We start from the raw sequence: 16,212 nt of genomic DNA on the forward strand, positions 1-16,212 counted from the left end.
GGGTCAGGCCGGTGTCCCCTCCGACCTGACGCCCCAGTCTGGCAAGTCCGCCCCGCCGGTCCTGCGGCGGGTACGGGCGCGCCCGGTGGCGCGAGCGTCTCGGTGTCGCGAGCGTCCCGGGGCGCGGGCGTCCCGACGGGGCGACGGACCGCCCCCGGCGGGCGTCACGCCAGGGTGATCAGCTCCATGAGATCGGGTGACCAGTTGTCCTCGACGCCGTCGGGCAGCATCAGCACCTTCTGCGGGTCGAGCGCCTCGACCGCACCCGGGTCGTGCGTGACGAGCACCACCGACCCCTTGTAGGTGCTCAGCGCGGCGAGCACCTCGTCCCGGGAGGCGGGGTCGAGGTTGTTCGTCGGCTCGTCGAGCAGCAGCACGTTCGCCGAGCTGCACACCAGTCCGGCCAACGCCAGGCGGGTCTTCTCGCCACCGGAGAGGGTCTGCGCGCGCTGCTCCACGGTGTCACCGCTGAACAGGAACGCGCCGAGGATGCGCCGCAGCTCCACGTCGGAGGTGCCCGGCGCGGCGGCCCGCATGTTGTCGAGCACGGAGCGGTCGGTGTCCAGCGTCTCGTGTTCCTGCGCGTAGTAGCCCAGCCGCAGGCCGTGCCCCGGATGCACCTCGCCGGTGTCCGGNCGCTCCTGCCCGGCGAGAATGCGCAGCAGCGTCGTCTTGCCGGCGCCGTTGAGCCCGAGGACGACCACCCGGGACCCGCGGTCGATCGCCAGGTCGACGTCGGTGAACACCTCCAGCGAACCGTAGGACTTCGACAGGCCGGTGGCGGTCAGCGGGGTGCGCCCGCAGGGTGCCGGGTCCGGGAAGCGCAGCTTCGCCACCCGGTCGGCGACGCGGACCTCGGCGAGGCCGGCGGCCAGCCGCTCGGCACGGCGGTCCATCTGGTGGGCGGCGCGGGCCTTGGTCGCCTTCGCCCGCATCTTGTCGGCCTGCGCCTTCAGTGAGTCGATCTTCTTCTCGGCGTTGGCGCGCTCCCGCTTGCGGCGCCGCTCGTCGAGCTCCCGCTGGCTGAGGTACGTCTTCCAGTTGACGTTGTAGACGTCGAGGGCGGCGCGGTTGGCGTCGAGGTGGAAGACCTTGTTGACGCACCGGTCGAGCAGGTCGACGTCGTGGCTGACGACGACGAGGCCGCCGTTGTGCGCGCGCAGGAAGTCGCGCAGCCAGACGATGGAGTCGGCGTCGAGGTGGTTCGTCGGCTCGTCGAGCAGCAGCGTCGCATCCGAGCTGCCGGACCCGGCGAACAGGATCCGGGCCAGCTCCACCCGGCGGCGCTGTCCGCCGGACAGCGTGCCGATGGGCTGGGCGAGCACCCGGTCGGCCAGGCCCAGCGACGAGCAGATCCGGGCCGCCTCCGCCTCGGCGGCGTACCCGCCGAGCGTGCCGAAGCGCTCCTCCAGACTGCCGTAGCGGCGGATCGCCGCGTCCCGGGCCTTCGCGTCGACCAGCTCGGCCATCTCGAGCTGCAGCTTCTCCATCTCGCGCAGCAGGACGTCGAGGCCGCGGGCCGACAGCACCCGGTCGCGGGCGGTGTCGGTCGGGTCGCCGGCGCGCGGATCCTGCGGCAGGTAGCCCAGCTCGCCGCGGACATCGACGCCACCGGCGAACGGAAGGCCCTCGCGCGCCAGCACCTTCAGCAGCGTCGTCTTACCCGCGCCGTTGCGCCCGACCAGACCGATCCGGTCGCCCTGCTGCACCCGGAAGGAGACGGGCTCGATCAGGGTGCGGGCTCCGGCGCGCAGTTCGAGCTCGGACACGATGATCATTGAGGTTGGGCCTCTTTCGGGCTTCCTGGCGACGCCGTGGTGACGTCAGACGGCTACGGACGACGGTGGAAACGCCACCGGGGCGGGACATCATCCGATCACGACACGGCGATGCTCATGCCGTCCAGACTACGGTGCCGTCTTCGGGTGGCGACGCCCTCCGGTCGCGACGTCGCCGCCCGCGAGGTCAGGCCAGGCGCGTCACGGCGACGGTGACGCCGAGGGAGGTGGAGGTGCCGCCGGAGAAGACGCCGCGCACGGGCGGGACGTCGTTGTAGTCACGGCCGCGGGCGACGACCACGTGCTGCTCGCCGGCGGGGACCGCGTTGGTCGGGTCGAAGCCCCACCACTGGCCGAGCCAGCCCTCCACCCAGGCGTGCGACTGCCCCTCGACGGTCTCGCCGACCTCCGCGGCGGCGGAGGGGTGCTGGTAGCCGGAGACGTAGCGCGCCGGCATGCCCGCCGCCCGCATCAGGACCAGCGCGAGGTGGGCGAAGTCCTGGCAGACGCCCTCCCGGCGCCGCCACGCCTCCACCGCGGAGGTGTGCACGCCGGTGGTGCCGCGGCGGTAGGCGAGGCGTTCGCGCACCCAGTCGCCGACGGCGGGGATGAACTCCCGCGGCCCGTGGCGGGCGGCGAGGTCGCGGGCGGCGGCGGAGAGCTCGGGGTGCTCCGGGGTGGACGCCGACGGGCGCAGGTACTCGACGAACTCGTCCGCGACCGGGTCGGCGCCCAGCCGCTCCCAGGTGGGGACGTCGGTTGGGGGCTGCGGCGCCGCGGCGGTCTGCACGATCGACCGGCCCGTGACGACGAGCTCGGTGTGCGGGGTGTGCAGGTCGAACGCGGTGACCTGGGTGCCCCAGTAGTCCCAGTAGCGGTAGGTGGTCGCCGCCGGCTCGGTGCGGACCGTGGCCTCCAGCGTGAGCTGGGACGCGGCGGTCTGCGGGATGATCCTGACCTCGTTGTAGGAGGACAGCACGGGGCTGGCGTAGCGGTAGCCCGTCGAGTGCTCGATGCGGATCTGCCAGCTCACCAGGAGTCCCCTCGGATGGGTCGGGTGGGCCGGGTCGGGCCCACCGAGCGGGTCGGGCTCGCCGGCCGCCCCCGGCGCAGCGCCGGGGCCCGCCGCGTCCACCGGACCGCGGCGTCGCCCCGAGCCGGGTGGACCACCCGGGTGGGGCTGGCCGGGCGAGTCAGCCGCGACGGCCGGCTCATGCCGGCACCTCCATCGCCCAGGACCGCGGCGCCTCCCGGGCGAAGTAGCGAGCCGTCACCTCGCCGCTGACCGACGAGCAGGTGCTCTGCAGGGAGGCGAGCAGGTCCGGCATGTTCTCGACGAGTTCGGCGACGCTGTGGAACTCCAGCTCCGTGCGGGTCCGCCCGACCGTCCGCCGGGCGGCGTCGTCGACGGTGGACCGAGGCCGGCCGCGGCCGCCGTCGAGTTCGGCGAGGATGTCCTCGGCCAGCGCCAGCGACCAGTACACCGAGCGCGGGAACAGCCGGTCGAGCAGCAGGAACTCGGCGACCCGGGCGGCGTCGACGGCGCGCCGGTAGGTCCGCAGGTACGCCTCGTGCGCGCCGCAGGAGCGCAGCAGACTGATCCAGCTCTGCGAGTGCGGGTCGTCGCTGATGCTCGACGACAGCAGCCGGGAGGTCATGTCGACGCGTTCCAGGCTGCGGCCGAGCACCAGGAAGCGCCAGCCGTCGTCACGGGCGAGGGTGGCGTCGACCAGCCCGGCGAGCATCGCGGTGCGCTCGCGGACGTAGCGGAAGAACACGTGCGGGCCGAGGCGGCGGGCCAGCTCCTCGGTGTGCGGCAGGTCGTTCCAGGTGGCGTTGAGGCATTCCCAGACGTCGCTGGAGACGACCACGCGCGCGCTGCGGGCGTTCTCCCGGGCCGCCGAGAGCGCCCCGGTGATGCTGAACGGCCGCGCCGGGTCGTAGGCGAGGGTCTCGGTCACCGTGCGGGAGTCGACCTGCTGGTCGAACGTGGCGGGCTGGCCCATGACGGCGAGCAGCTCGCGGCCGGCGGAGCTCGCGTCGAGCCACGGGTCCTCCAGCACCCGGTGGACGTGGACGTCGAGGATGCGGGCGGTGGACTCGGCCCGCTCCACGTAGCGGCCGATCCAGAACAGCGACTCGGCGATCCGGCTCAGCATCCCCGGCTCCCCGCGGCGATCCCGGCCTGGTTCTGCTGCTGTTGTTGCTGCTGGTCGGAGGAGACCGGGCCGTGGTCCGGGCCGCTGGCGGGGCGGACGGCGGCACCGGGCGGGCGGGCCATCGGCAGCGCCGGTTCGCGCGGGTTGCGCTCGGCGGCGAGCACCCAGGTGTCCTTGGAGCCGCCGCCCTGACTGGAGTTGACGACCAGGCTGCCCCGCGGCAGCGCGACCCGGGTGAGCCCCCCGGGCAGCACCCACACCTTGTTGCCGTCGTTGACGGCGAACGGGCGCAGGTCCACGTGCCGGGGGCCGAGGCGGTCATCGGTCAGCGTCGGCGACGTCGAGAGCTTCACGACCCGCTGGGCGATCCAGCCGCGGGGGTCCTCGCTGACCCGCACCCGCAGCTCGGCGAGTTCGGCGTCGCTGGCCTGGGGCCCGATGACGATGCCCTTGCCGCCGGAGCCGTCGACCGGCTTGACGACGAGGGAGTCCAGGTGGTCAAGGACGTAGGCCCGCTGGTCGGGATCCTCCAGCCGGTAGGTGTCGACGTTCGGCAGGATCGGCTCCTCGCCGAGGTAGTACCGGATGAGCTCGGGGACGTAGGTGTACATCAGCTTGTCGTCGGCGACCCCGTTGCCGACCGCGTTGGCGATCGTCACGTGCCCGCCGCGGGCGGCGTTGACCAGGCCGGCGCAGCCGACCATCGACTCCGGCCGGAAGTGCAGCGGGTCGAGCCAGTCGTCGTCCACCCGGCGGTAGACGACGTGCACCGGCTGCTCGCCCTCGGTGGTCCGCATGGTGACCTTGTTGTCGCGCACCGACAGGTCGCGGCCCTCGACCAGCTCCACGCCCATCTGCCGGGCCAGCAGCGCGTGCTCGAAGTAGGCGGAGTTGTACACGCCCGGGGTGAGCACGACCACCGTCGGGTCGGCGACCTCCGGCGGCGCGGCGGCGCGCAGCGCGTGCAGCAGGTGGGTGGCGTAGTCGGCGACCGGCCGCACCCGGTGGGTGGCGAAGAGCTCCGGGAACACCCGGGTCATCGCCCGGCGGTTCTCGATCACGTAGCTGACCCCGGACGGCACCCGGACGTTGTCCTCCAGGACGCGGAAGCCGCCCTGCTCGTCGCGGATGAGGTCGATGCCGGACACGTGCGCCCGCACCCCGTTCGGCGGGTCGATGCCGTGCGCCGCGCGGTGGAAGTGGGCACTGGTCAGCACGAGCCGGCGTGGCACGATGCCGTCGGCGAGCACCTCGGCCGGCCCGTAGACGTCCGCCAGGAACGCCTCCAGCGCCTGGACACGCTGGGTGACGCCGCGTTCGATGACGTCCCACTCGTCGCCGGCGAGCAGCCGCGGCACGAGGTCCAGGGGAAACGGCCGCTCCTCACCGAAGAGGTTGAAGGTGATGCCCGCGTCCCGAAACGCCCGGTCCAGGGCGACCTTGCGGGCCGCGAGATCTGCGCTGCTGAGGGGTTGCAACGCGTCGTAGAGGGCGGCGTACACGTCCCGGGGGGTGTTCGACGCCTCGAACACCTCGTCCCAGGCCGCCGTGGCCGCCGCCTCTGCCGGATAACCCTCGAACAGGTCCGCCACAGCCCGGAGCGTAATTTGCGCGTGTTACCTCCGCGTGACGTCGCCGACCTGGACCGGGCTGGTCACCCTCACCGGATGGTGGGGTGGGGGCCCCGGCCCTCCCTGCCAACCCGGCGCGGACCGCCTCGACGCGCACCAGGCAGACTTGAACCCGCTTGGCCCGGGCCGCGAGACCATGGCCGCCGACCGCCCATCCCACCGCGTGCGCCGAAGCATGCGGGCCGACCGAAAGGCCGAACGATGTCGACGCTGCTGGTGACCGGAGCCGCCGGGTTCATCGGATCGAACTTCGTCCGCTACTGGCGCGAGCGGCACCCCGCGGACGCCGTCGTGGCGTTCGACGCCCTGACCTACGCGGGCTGCCGGGAGAACCTGGCCGACCTCGCCGAGCGCATCACCTTCGTCCACGGCGACATCCGCAACCGCGAGCTCGTCGAGTCCACGCTGCGCGAGCACTCGGTCGACGTGATCGTGAACTTCGCCGCGGAGTCGCACAACAGCCTGGCGATCATCCGGCCGGGAGACTTCTTCTCGACGAACGTGATGGGCACCCAGGCGCTGCTGGAGGCGGCCCGCACGGTCGGGATCGCCCGCTTCCACCAGATCTCCACCTGCGAGGTCTACGGCGACATGGACCTCAACGACCCGGGCGCCTTCACCGAGGACGCCCCCTACCTGCCGCGCACCCCGTACAACGCGGCGAAGGCCGGCAGCGACCACGCCGTGCGCGCCTACGGCTACACCTACGACCTGCCGGTCACGATCACCAACTGCTCGAACAACTACGGGCCGTACCAGTTCCCGGAGAAGGTCATCCCGCTGTTCGTGACCCGGGCGCTGCAGGGCGAGCAGCTCCCGCTGTACGCGTCGACGACGAACCGGCGCGAGTGGCTGCACGTGATGGACCACTGCCGGGCGATCGACGCCGTACTCGACCGCGGCCGCGTCGGCGAGACCTACCACGTGGGCTCCGGGGTCGAGGCCGACATCTCCACGATCGCCGACACCGTCCTCGCCGAGCTCGGCCTGCCCGCGTCACTGAAGACGATCGTGCCGGACCGGCCCTCCCACGACCGCCGCTACCTGCTGGACTCCACCAAGCTGCGCACGGAGCTCGGCTGGTCGCCACTGATCGACTTCAGCGAGGGGATGCGCTCCACCATCGCCTGGTACAAGGAGAACGAGTCCTGGTGGCGCCCGCTGCTGGGCCGCTCCCCGGTCACCGAGACCGCCTGGAAGAACTGACCACCCGCCACGAGTCGGCAGCGTTACTGCCAGCACACATACTGGCAGCGCACCTTACGGCGATGTGGTCGACAGTGACGCGACGCGCCAGATCTGTCACACCTTCCTGGCATGGTGGCGGCATGCCCACTTCCGCCCACGAGATACCGCTTGAGCTCCTCCGGCTCGACCCCGCCCTGCCCGACTGGGTCCAGACGGAGCTGCTCGGCGGTGAGGACGCGCCGGCGTTCGATCACGCCCGGTTGCATGACCCCCATGTGCGTCCGCAGACCTTTCTCGCCGACGCGATGGTGCTGTACTGCGACTCGGAGGACACCCCGGTACGGGGCACCGTCTACGAGGTTCAGCGCGGCCGTGACCCGCGCAAGCTGGGGTCGTGGAAGCTGTATGTCGGACATCTGGAGACCGAGTTCCGGGTGACGGCTTCGCTGGTGGTGTTCGTGCCGGATCCGGCGGTCGCCCGCTGGTACCGCGACCAGATCGCCGCGGACACCCACAGCGGGGCGCGGTTGTCTCCGCGGATGTTCACCGCCGACGATGTTCCGCTGCTCCCGGACGTCGAGCAGGCGACGGCGCGGCCGGCGTCCGCGCTGTTCGCGGCGACGTGCCATCTCGACGACGCCGACATCGACGTGATGTTCCCGGCACTGCTCGCGGCGCTGGACGCACTGGAACCCGAGAAGAAGATCTTTTACGATGATGTGACCGTGGGTCGGCTGCCCCAGGCGGCCCGCGACCGATGGGAGGCTTTCCTCATGACGACTGCCGTCGGACGGCGTTACCACTACGAACGCTACAACGAGATCGACGCACGCGGAGAGGCTCGCGGAGAAGCCCGTGGCGAGGCTCGCGGCGAGGCTCGCGGCGAGGCGAAGGCGGTACTGCTCGTGCTGGACAGCCGCGGGGTCCCCGTGCCCGAGGCGATTCGCCAGCGGATCCTGGAGTGCGTCGACATCGACCTGCTGGATCTGTGGCTACGGCGCGCAGCCACGGCGGACACCGTCGACGACGTCATCCGCGGCCACACCGGCCAGGCCTGAGGGATCCCGCCGGGCGGGCCGGTGCCCCGTGGCGTCGTTCGGCCAGCTAGCGGCTGGCCACGGAGTCGTACAGGGCCGCGGTGCGCTCGGCGACGGCCGCCCAGCCGAACTCGCCGACCGCCCGCTCCCGCCCAGCGCGGCCCATCGCCGCGGCCCGCGCCGGGTCGGCGAGCACGGTGTTGACGGCGTCGGCGAGCGCCTTCGGCTCGTCGGGCGGCACGAGCAGCCCGGTGACGCCGTCGTCGACGACCTCCGGGATGCCGCCGACGCGGGAGGCGACGACGGCGGTGCCGCAGGCCATCGCCTCCAGGTTGACGATGCCCAGCGGCTCGTACACCGACGGGCAGACGAACACGGTGGCGTGGCTGAGGAGCTGGATGACCTCGGGCTTGGTCAGCATCCCGTTCAGCCAGACGACGCCGCCGCGCTCGACGCGCAGCCCGTCGACCAGGGCGGTGGTCTCCGCGAGCAGCTCCGGGGTGTCCGGGGCGCCGGCACAGAGCACGAGCTGCGCCCGCGGGTCGATCGCCGACGCGGCGCGCAGCAGCACCGGCAGCCCCTTCTGCCGGGCGATCCGCCCCACGAAGATCACCGTGGGCCGCTCCGGGTCGACCCCGTGCCGTTCCAGCACGTCGGTTGCCGGGTCGGGCCGGTACTCGTCGGTGTCGATGCCGTTGCGGATCACGTGCACCCGCGCCGGGTCGACCGCCGGGTAGGCGTCGAGGATGTCGGCACGCATCCCGGCGCTCACCGCGACCACCGCCGCCGCGGACTCGATGGCGATCCGCTCGGACCACGACGACAGCCGGTAGCCGCCGCCGAGCTGCTCGGCCTTCCACGGCCGGCGCGGCTCCAGCGAGTGCGACGTCATCACGTGCGGGACGCCGCCGAGCAGGGCGGCGAGGTGGCCGCCGAGGTTGGTGTACCAGGTGTGGGAGTGGATCACGTCCGCGCCGACGGCCGCCGCGGCCATCGACAGGTCCATCGACAGGGTGCGCAGCACGTCGTCGGTGCCGGCGAGCGCCGCCCAGCTCGGGTGGGCGCGCACCGCGGCGACGCCCGGCCCGCCGGACGCCTCCACCACGGCCCGGTCGCCGCCGGCGGCCGCCTCCCGATGCCCGCCGGCCTCCCGGTGCACGGTGAGGTCGACCAGCCGGGCGAGCTCGCGGGCCAGGTACTCGACGTGCACACCCGCCCCGCCATAGACGTCCGGGGGAAACTCGCGGGTGAGCAGCGCGACGCGCATGGACTGTCTCTCCATCGACGGGTTGGTGGTGTTGCAGGGGCCGGTGGTGCTGGTGCGGTGGTGCTGGTGCNGTGGTGCGGGGGCGCGCCGGAGCGGGCGGCGGGGAGTCAGTCGGTGACGGTGACGCCCTTGCCGACCACGGTGATGCCGCGTTCGCTGACGGTGTAGCCGCGGGCGCGGTCGCGGTCCTTGTCGACGCCGACCTGAGCGCCCGGCGGGACGTGGACGTTCTTGTCGAGGATCGCGTCGCGGACGACGGCGCCGCGCCCGACGACGGCGTTGTCGAGGACGACCGCGCGGTCGACCTCGGCCCAGGAGTTGACCCGCACGCCTGGCGAGAGCACAGAGGAACGCACGGTGCCCCCGGAGACGATCACGCCGTTGCTGACGATGCTGTTGATCGCCATGCCGGTACGCCGCGGATCGTCGTGGACGAACTTGGCCGGCGGCAGCGACGGCACGCTGGTCAGGATCGGCCACTCGCGGTTGTACAGGTTGAACACCGGGTCGAGCGCGCACAGGTCCATCTGCGCGTCGAAGTAGGAGTCGAGCGTGCCGACGTCACGCCAGTAGCCGCGGTCCCGGTCGGTCGTGCCGGGCACGACGTTGTCGCTGAAGTCGTAGACGGCCGCGGCCCGCTGCGAGACGAGCATCGGGATGATGTCGCCGCCCATGTCGTGCGGGCTGTCCTCGTCGGCGGCGTCCTTCCGCAGCGCCTCGATGAGCACGTCGGTGGAGAAGACGTAGTTGCCCATGGACGCGAACGTCTCCTCGGGGCTGTCCGGCAGGCCGGGCGGGTCGGCGGGCTTCTCCAGGAACGCCTCGATGGTCCGACCGTCCCGGCCGGTCTGGATCACCCCGAACGACCGGCCGTCCGCGCGCGGCACCCGCAGCCCGGCGACGGTCACCCCGGCACCGGACTCGAGATGCTGGGCGACCATCTGCCGGGGATCCATCCGGTAGACGTGATCGGCGCCGAAGACGACGACGATGTCCGGATTGTCGTCGTGGACGAGGTTCAGCGACTGGTGGATCGCGTCGGCGCTGCCGGCGAACCACCGCGGGCCGAGGCGCTGCTGCGCCGGCACCGGGGTGACGTAGTTCCCCACCAGGTTGCTCATCCGCCACGTCGTGGTGATGTGCCGGTCGAGGCTGTGGCTCTTGTACTGAGTAAGCACGGCGATCCGCAGATAGCCGGCGTTCACGAGGTTGGACAACACGAAGTCGATCAGCCGGTACAACCCACCGAAGGGAACGGCGGGCTTGGCCCGGTCAGCCGTCAGCGGCGCCAGCCGCCGTCCGGCCCCCCCGGCCAGCACCAGGCCGAGGACCCGCGGGCTCGGCACAGACTTGCTCCCGTCTCATGGCGTGGTCTGCGGGGCGATCCGCGGGCCGATACGCCCTGTCCCCCAGCGGGTTTCCCACCAGACCCGAGGTCCCGACCGACACGCCGAGCCGCACCGAGCACGAAGGGAGATTCCGCTGAATGAGAGCCACTGCCGGGAAGGACCGATGACGCCGCCGATCGCCTGTTGCGACCCTACAAGCTGGGCCTGGAAGGCTCGGAACCGCCGCCGGACGACTGCCCCGAACGGGGTCGTCCCCGGCCTCGAACCGGCCCGGTCGGGCCACGCCGATCGACCGAGCCACGCGACCGCCCACGTCTCCTAAGCCGCGGGGCGAGGGATGACGCGGACGTCGAGGTCGGCATCGAGAGCCTCGGCGAGCCGTTCCAGCACCGGCAGTGTCGGTACGGTGCCACCGGCCTCGAACCGTGCCACCGCCGACTGCGTCATGCCCGCCGCAGCGGCCAGCTCGGCCTGGCTCCAGGCGCGCCGCTGGCGCAGCTCCCGCACCGACCGGCCCAGCTCGAACGCCAGCCTGGCCGACTGGTAAGCATCCCGCGCACCCAGCTCGCCCATCCGCCGTTCCCGCAGCTGCGCCCAGTCCGACCGTTCAGCCATCGCCGCCATCCCTCGCATCCTCGTCTGCCGTGTGCTCGGCGGCCAGGCACCGCGCCAGCGCACGCCTCGCTCGGGACACCCCGGCGGCCTCTCGCATCCGCGTCTTGGCGAACACCGTCAGCAGCACCATCCGCCTGCCCGACGCTATCCAGTAGGTCACCCGGACAGCCCGACCTTCCAGATGGAACCGCAGCTCCCGCAGCTTGCCGTCGAGCTGCCGTGTGTACGGCTCACCCAGCAACGGCCCCTGCGCAGCGAGCAGGTCCACCTAGAAGGCGGCCGTCGCAAACTGCGCGGTCGGCAACCGCTCCAGCCAGTCCCGGACCTCCGGTTCCAGCTCGACGGTACCCCAGTTCATAGCGTTGACGCTATATTCGATCGACGGCGATCCAGGCGGCAGGACCGAGGCAGGCACCACCCGGACCACGCACGCCATAGTCCGCCAGCGGGAAAGGTGGGATGCCCGCCCGGTTAAAAGCGGCCGGGGCGTCGGCCGCCCGGCCGTCAGCTCAGGACGACCCGGCGATCACCGAAGTCGGCGATGATCTCGACTTTCCCGCCGAGGGCTTCCACGTAGGCCCGGATGGTCGACAGCCCAGCACGATCGAGAGCTCCCCGCTCAAGATCGGACACAGGGGGCTGCCTGACGTGCATCCGCTCCGCGAGCTCGACCTGCGTGAGTCCCTGCTCCTCGCGGATCTCCCGCAGCCGGTAGGCACGCACCTCGGCATCGATCCGGGCCCGGTGCTCGGCAACCCTGTCCTCGCGAGGCGGTCGCCTGGACCGCGTCTCGTTCCAGGTGGACGCCACGGCCCCGCCTCCTGTCGATTCAGTCGCCATGATCATCATGTAGCCAGTCGTCGTACCGGTCGTCGGCAACTTTGATGTTGCGGAACACCTTGATCGCCACGCGGTTCCGCGGAACACCTGGCCGGGGCCAGGGGCCCCGGCCGGGGCCGAGGGGCTGGCTTGGCGAGGTGGGCCAGGTTCACGACCCTCGCCTCGCTCGGCGGCCGCGGAGACGGCATGAGTCGGCTCTTGAGATGGACCCAAGGCTGCGAAGTCGCGTGGCCACGCAGGCGGCGACCGACGTGCGTAATGAAGACGCGTGCGGGCCTACCCGCAGAAACAGCAATTTCCGTCAGGCGTTGACCGACATGTCGTCGGCGCGGCCCGCGGTGTGTACGGCACTGCTAGTGTCGGCCAGAGAGGACTCAACTTCGCTGTTGAGGCGACTTCGCTGTTGAGACGAGACGCCGTGAGCTGTTTAAACCCCGGCGACGCGGAACACCGTTTCTACGTCGTCGACGACCGAGCTGTCGACGACCATCTGGGCGAAGCGATCCGGCCGTTGTAGCGCCATATACTCATTCTCGGCCGGCATCCATTCGTTGACCCATTGATCACGCGACTCCTCCCCGTCGCGTTGTAGACCGCGAGCGAGGCGTAGTGCTGGTTCTGCCTGACAGAACACGGTGAAAGTGTAACAAGCGCGTAGCTTCCGCTCGAGACAGTAGACGCCCTCGACAATGAGGGATGCACCGGCGGGGACCTGAATCCATCCGGCAAGATCGTCCTTGATCCAGTCATAGCGCTGATAGCGCAGTGCGGCGCCGGCCGCACCTGGAATGGCGACCTGGTCGGCGAGCCGAGGCAGATCGAACAGTGGGCCAACGGCGCCCCGCCGTTCAGTCCGCCGACTGGAGGGCAGGTAGAAGTCGTCGACATGCACGACGTGCGCGGAAGGGATGGCAGCCGCCAGCTGACCGGCCAGCGTGCTCTTGCCGGCGGCGCCTGGGCCGTCGATCCCGACGAGGACCCTCGGACGAGCCGCAGCGGCACATATGATGCGCTCGGCCAGAACAGCGATATCCACGGTGTCGGCTGCGGTCATGGTGATTCCAGCCCAGGCTCACATCGAGATGGCGATATTCAGCGAAGCCGGGGGCTGAACGTCAATCCGTTCACCGGCATTTATTCGGCCGCCCAGGGCCGTGCAGGCGCTGCGGCGAAACCCGGATGATCGGGGCGGCGGCCCGGTCTGGCCGGAGGACGATCCCGGCCAGACCGGCGGCGGCTCGCTGGGCGGGTCAGACGTTGAAGCCGAGGGCGCGCAGCTGCTCGCGGCCGTCGTCAGTGATCTTGTCAGGGCCCCACGGGGGCATCCAGACCCAGTTGATCGTCACGCCGGCGACGAGGCCGTCCGGGCCGTCGACGAGCGCGGAGCGGGTCTGGTCCTCGATGACGTCGGTCAGCGGGCAGGCCGCCGAGGTCAGCGTCATGTCGAGGGTGACGGTGTTGTCGTCGGCGACGTGGATGCCGTAGACGAGCCCGAGGTCGACGACGTTGATGCCGAGCTCGGGGTCGACGACGTCGCGCATCGCCTCCTCGATGTCGGCGAACTCGGCGAGTTCCAGGCCCGCGGCCCGCTCCGCGACGGTGGCTGGCGCGGGCGTCTCGGTGCCGCCGGTCGGCTGCGCCGGGGCGTCGCTCGCCGCCGTCTCGTCACGGGTGTCGGTTACCACTTCGCTCATGGCTTCTCCTGCTCGGGTACGTCCAGGGCGGGGCCGGCGCCGGCACCGGCGGCGGGCGTCAGCGACGGGGCCGCGAGGCCGGGGGTGGGCGCGGCGGCGGCGGCCGGGTCGACGGCCTTGGCGGTCGCGTCCTTCCAGGCCATCCAGGACAGCAGGGCGCACTTGACCCGCGCCGGGTACTTGGAGACGCCGGCGAACGCGACGGCGTCCTCCAGCACGTCCTCGTTGCCCTCCGCGGTGCCCCGCGACTGCATCAGCGCGAGGAACTCGCGTTCGAGCTCCAGCGCCTCGTCGACCTTCTTGCCGATGACCAGGTCGCTCATGACGCTCGCCGAGGCCTGGCTGATCGAGCAGCCCTCGCTCTCGTAGGAGACGTCCTCGACGACCCCGTCGGAGACCTTCACCCGCAGGGTGACCTCGTCGCCGCAGGTCGGGTTGACGTGGTGCACCTCGGCGTCGAACGGGTCGCGCAGGCCGCGGTGCAGCGGATTGCGGTAGTGGTCCAGGATGATCTCCTGGTACATGGAATCGAGCTTCACCTCGAGAAGAACCTCCGAACCCCGTGCAGACCTTCCACCAGCGCGTCGACCTCGCCGGTCGTCGTGTACAGGTGGAACGACGCCCGGGTCGTGGCCGGCACGCCGAAACGCAGGCAGACCGGCCGGGCGCAGTGGTGGCCGACGCGCACGGCGATGCCGCGCTCGTCGAGGAGCTGGCCGACGTCGTGCGGGTGAATCGCCCGGCCGGCGTCGTCGTGCAGGACGAAGGAGATCGCCCCGCCGCGGTCGGTGCCGGTCGGCGGGCCGATGATCCGGGTGCCGGGCACGGTGGCGAGCGCGTCGAGGGCGTACGCGGTGACGGCGTGCTCGTGCGCGGCGATCGCCGGCATGCCCAGCGCCGTCAGATAGTCGACGGCGGCGCCGAGCCCGACGACCTGGCTGATCATCGGGGTGCCGGCCTCGAAGCGGTGCGGCGGGGCCGCGTAGGTCGACCCCTCCATCGTGACGATCTCGATCATCTCGCCGCCGCCGAGGAAGGGCGGCATGACCTCCAGGAGCTCGTAGCGCCCCCAGAGCACCCCGACGCCGGTCGGCGCGCACATCTTGTGGCCGGTGAAGGCCAGGAAGTCCACGCCGAGCTCGGCGACGTCGATCGGCATGTGCGGCACCGACTGGGAGCCGTCGAGGACGGTGAGCGCGCCGACCTCGCGGGCCCGGGCGACGATCCGCGCCACCGGGTTGACCGTGCCGAGGATGTTCGACTGGTGGACCATCGAGACGACCTTCGCCCGGTCGGTGATGACCGCGTCGAGGTTGTCGAGGTTCAGCCGGCCGTCGTCGGTCAGGCCGATCCAGCGCAGAGTGGCGCCGGTGCGCCGGGCGAGCATCTGCCAGGGCACCAGGTTGGAGTGGTGCTCCATCTCGGTCACGACGATCTCGTCGCCGGGGCCGAGCCGGAACCGCTCCGCCTCCCCGCCGGTGGTCTCCGCGTTGCTCATCGCGTAGGCGACGAGGTTGAGCGCCTCGGTGGAGTTCTTCGTGAAGACGACCTCGCGCCGGTCGGTCGCGCCGATGAAGGCGGCGACCTTGTCCCGCGTCGCCTCGTACAGGCCGGTGGCCTCCTCGGCGAGCACGTGGATGCCACGGTGCACGTTGGCGTTGTGCAGCTCGTAGTAGGCGCGCTCGGCGTCCAGGACGGCCAGCGGCTTCTGCGAGGTGGCGGCGCTGTCGAGGTAGACCAGCGGCAGGTCGTCGTGCACCGTGCGGGCCAGGATCGGGAAGTCCTTGCGGACCTGCTCGACGTCGAAGCCTGTGGCGCCCGGTGTGCCGCCGGCGATCAGCGACTCGGTGAGCGTCATGACACCGCCCCCGCTCCCGCCGGCGCCGCGGCCCCGCCGCCCTTGACGTAACGGTCGTAGCCGGAGTCCTCCAGCACGGCGGCGAGCTCCGGGCCGCCCTCGTCGACGATCCGCCCGGCCGCCATCACGTGCACGAACTCGGGCTTGATGTAGCGCAGGATGCGGGTGTAGTGGGTGATGAGCAGGATGCCCGTCTCCCCCTTGGCCCGCACGGCCTCGATGCCGCCGGAGACGATGCGCAGCGCGTCGACGTCGAGGCCGGAGTCGGTCTCGTCGAGCACGGCGATCTTCGGCTTGAGCAGCGCCATCTGGAGGATCTCGTGGCGCTTCTTCTCACCACCGGAGAAGCCCTCGTTGACGCCGCGCTCGGCGAACGACGGGTCCATCTCCAGGGCCTCCATGGAGGCCTTGACCTCCTTGACCCAGGTCCGCAGCTTCGGCGCCTCGCCGCGCACGGCCGTGGCCGAGGAGCGCAGGAAGTTCGACACCGACACCCCGGGGATCTCCACCGGGTACTGCATCGCCAGGAAGATCCCGGCGCGGGCGCGGGCGTCGACGCCCAGCGCGAGGACGTCCTCACCGTCGAGCGTGATGCTGCCGTCGGTCACGGTGTACTTGGGGTGGCCCGCGATCGAGTACGACAGCGTCGACTTGCCCGAGCCGTTCGGACCCATGATCGCGTGCGTCTCGCCCGTGCGGACGGTCAGGTCGACGCCGCGCAGGATCTCGCGCGGGCCCTCCTCCGTCTCGACCGAGACGTGCAGGTTACGAATCTCCAAGGTCGACACCGCTGCCG

General features: G+C 71.5%; 17 protein-coding genes and 1 pseudogene. 2 read left to right on the plus strand and 16 right to left on the minus strand.

Going from position 1 to position 16,212, the window contains the following annotated elements:
• Window positions 1-164 precede the first annotated feature (164 nt).
• From FF36_RS37595 to FF36_RS09870, 6 genes and pseudogenes are all read right to left on the minus strand, one after another.
• The coding region (locus tag FF36_RS37595) for an ATP-binding cassette domain-containing protein (protein WP_242422411.1) at window positions 165-635 on the minus strand (471 nt) is incomplete at its 5' end.
• A gap of 1 nt (window position 636) precedes the next feature.
• Window positions 637-1,778, minus strand: a pseudogene (locus FF36_RS09855) (ABC-F family ATP-binding cassette domain-containing protein); the annotation flags it as partial.
• A gap of 187 nt (window positions 1,779-1,965) precedes the next feature.
• Window positions 1,966-2,811, minus strand: coding sequence for a transglutaminase family protein (locus FF36_RS09860; RefSeq protein ID WP_044884772.1), 846 nt, complete (start codon window positions 2,809-2,811; stop codon window positions 1,966-1,968).
• On the minus strand, window positions 2,808-2,993 hold the full coding sequence (locus tag FF36_RS34860; RefSeq protein ID WP_128423287.1) for a hypothetical protein: 186 nt from the start codon (window positions 2,991-2,993) through the stop codon (window positions 2,808-2,810). Before FF36_RS34860 ends, FF36_RS09860 begins: the two co-directional genes overlap by 4 nt.
• Complete coding sequence (locus FF36_RS09865) at window positions 2,990-3,937, minus strand: alpha-E domain-containing protein (RefSeq protein WP_044884710.1); 948 nt, start codon at window positions 3,935-3,937, stop codon at window positions 2,990-2,992. Before FF36_RS09865 ends, FF36_RS34860 begins: the two co-directional genes overlap by 4 nt.
• Window positions 3,931-5,529 carry a circularly permuted type 2 ATP-grasp protein gene (locus FF36_RS09870; protein ID WP_044884711.1) on the minus strand — a complete coding sequence of 533 codons (1,599 nt, stop codon included), beginning with the start codon at window positions 5,527-5,529 and terminating at the stop codon, window positions 3,931-3,933. The genes FF36_RS09865 and FF36_RS09870 overlap by 7 nt, the downstream gene beginning before the upstream one ends.
• 240 nt (window positions 5,530-5,769) lie before the next feature.
• Between FF36_RS09870 and rfbB the strand changes: the two genes are divergently transcribed.
• The gene (gene rfbB / locus FF36_RS09875) at window positions 5,770-6,774 is read left to right on the plus strand and encodes a dTDP-glucose 4,6-dehydratase (protein ID WP_044884712.1); all 1,005 of its coding nucleotides are present in this window, start codon (window positions 5,770-5,772) and stop codon (window positions 6,772-6,774) included.
• A gap of 122 nt (window positions 6,775-6,896) precedes the next feature.
• On the plus strand, window positions 6,897-7,814 hold the full coding sequence (locus FF36_RS09880; protein ID WP_044884713.1) for a hypothetical protein: 918 nt from the start codon (window positions 6,897-6,899) through the stop codon (window positions 7,812-7,814).
• Between the two features lie 46 nt (window positions 7,815-7,860).
• On the opposite strand, the gene glgA is transcribed toward FF36_RS09880, so the two are convergent.
• The 10 genes from glgA to sufC all read right to left on the minus strand — a co-directional run bounded on the left by glgA (window position 7,861) and on the right by sufC (window position 16,204).
• Window positions 7,861-9,060 carry a glycogen synthase gene (glgA, locus tag FF36_RS09885; RefSeq protein WP_044884714.1) on the minus strand — a complete coding sequence of 400 codons (1,200 nt, stop codon included), beginning with the start codon at window positions 9,058-9,060 and terminating at the stop codon, window positions 7,861-7,863.
• Between the two features lie 107 nt (window positions 9,061-9,167).
• Window positions 9,168-10,406 carry a glucose-1-phosphate adenylyltransferase gene (gene glgC, locus FF36_RS09890; RefSeq protein WP_044884715.1) on the minus strand — a complete coding sequence of 413 codons (1,239 nt, stop codon included), beginning with the start codon at window positions 10,404-10,406 and terminating at the stop codon, window positions 9,168-9,170.
• A gap of 321 nt (window positions 10,407-10,727) precedes the next feature.
• Window positions 10,728-11,024: a helix-turn-helix domain-containing protein gene (locus tag FF36_RS09895; protein WP_044884773.1), complete on the minus strand. Its 297-nt coding sequence runs from the start codon at window positions 11,022-11,024 to the stop codon at window positions 10,728-10,730.
• Window positions 11,017-11,292: a type II toxin-antitoxin system RelE/ParE family toxin gene (locus FF36_RS09900; protein WP_242422413.1), complete on the minus strand. Its 276-nt coding sequence runs from the start codon at window positions 11,290-11,292 to the stop codon at window positions 11,017-11,019. The genes FF36_RS09895 and FF36_RS09900 overlap by 8 nt, the downstream gene beginning before the upstream one ends.
• Before the next feature lie 236 nt (window positions 11,293-11,528).
• A complete protein-coding gene (locus tag FF36_RS09905; RefSeq protein ID WP_052681034.1) occupies window positions 11,529-11,834 on the minus strand; it encodes an XRE family transcriptional regulator in 306 nt (101 codons plus the stop codon).
• A 457-nt stretch (window positions 11,835-12,291) separates the two neighbouring features.
• Window positions 12,292-12,918 carry a uridine kinase family protein gene (locus tag FF36_RS09910; RefSeq protein WP_044884716.1) on the minus strand — a complete coding sequence of 209 codons (627 nt, stop codon included), beginning with the start codon at window positions 12,916-12,918 and terminating at the stop codon, window positions 12,292-12,294.
• Between the two features lie 196 nt (window positions 12,919-13,114).
• On the minus strand, window positions 13,115-13,558 hold the full coding sequence (locus tag FF36_RS09915; RefSeq protein ID WP_044884717.1) for a metal-sulfur cluster assembly factor: 444 nt from the start codon (window positions 13,556-13,558) through the stop codon (window positions 13,115-13,117).
• Complete coding sequence (gene sufU / locus FF36_RS09920) at window positions 13,555-14,097, minus strand: Fe-S cluster assembly sulfur transfer protein SufU (protein WP_044884718.1); 543 nt, start codon at window positions 14,095-14,097, stop codon at window positions 13,555-13,557. Before sufU ends, FF36_RS09915 begins: the two co-directional genes overlap by 4 nt.
• Entirely contained in the window at window positions 14,094-15,416 is a 1,323-nt protein-coding gene (locus tag FF36_RS09925; protein ID WP_044884719.1) for a cysteine desulfurase, read from the minus strand. Before FF36_RS09925 ends, sufU begins: the two co-directional genes overlap by 4 nt.
• Window positions 15,413-16,204: a Fe-S cluster assembly ATPase SufC gene (gene sufC, locus FF36_RS09930; protein WP_173667301.1), complete on the minus strand. Its 792-nt coding sequence runs from the start codon at window positions 16,202-16,204 to the stop codon at window positions 15,413-15,415. Before sufC ends, FF36_RS09925 begins: the two co-directional genes overlap by 4 nt.
• Window positions 16,205-16,212 lie beyond the last annotated feature (8 nt).

The sequence above is a fragment of the Frankia torreyi genome (assembly GCF_000948395.1).
GTDB classification, from domain to species: domain Bacteria; phylum Actinomycetota; class Actinomycetes; order Frankiales; family Frankiaceae; genus Frankia; species Frankia torreyi.

What these genes read in the sequence shown, in the direction of transcription:
- rfbB (WP_044884712.1), top strand. Translation starts at nt 5,770, where the DNA reads ATGTCGACGCTGCTGGTGACCGGAGCCGCCGGGTTCATCGGATCGAAC.
- FF36_RS09895 (WP_044884773.1), bottom strand. Translation starts at nt 11,024, where the DNA reads ATGGCTGAACGGTCGGACTGGGCGCAGCTGCGGGAACGGCGGATGGGC.
- FF36_RS09910 (WP_044884716.1), bottom strand. Translation starts at nt 12,918, where the DNA reads ATGACCGCAGCCGACACCGTGGATATCGCTGTTCTGGCCGAGCGCATC.
- FF36_RS09915 (WP_044884717.1), bottom strand. Translation starts at nt 13,558, where the DNA reads ATGAGCGAAGTGGTAACCGACACCCGTGACGAGACGGCGGCGAGCGAC.
- FF36_RS09880 (WP_044884713.1), top strand. Translation starts at nt 6,897, where the DNA reads ATGCCCACTTCCGCCCACGAGATACCGCTTGAGCTCCTCCGGCTCGAC.
- glgA (WP_044884714.1), bottom strand. Translation starts at nt 9,060, where the DNA reads ATGCGCGTCGCGCTGCTCACCCGCGAGTTTCCCCCGGACGTCTATGGC.
- FF36_RS34860 (WP_128423287.1), bottom strand. Translation starts at nt 2,993, where the DNA reads ATGAGCCGGCCGTCGCGGCTGACTCGCCCGGCCAGCCCCACCCGGGTG.
- FF36_RS09925 (WP_044884719.1), bottom strand. Translation starts at nt 15,416, where the DNA reads ATGACGCTCACCGAGTCGCTGATCGCCGGCGGCACACCGGGCGCCACA.
- FF36_RS09865 (WP_044884710.1), bottom strand. Translation starts at nt 3,937, where the DNA reads ATGCTGAGCCGGATCGCCGAGTCGCTGTTCTGGATCGGCCGCTACGTG.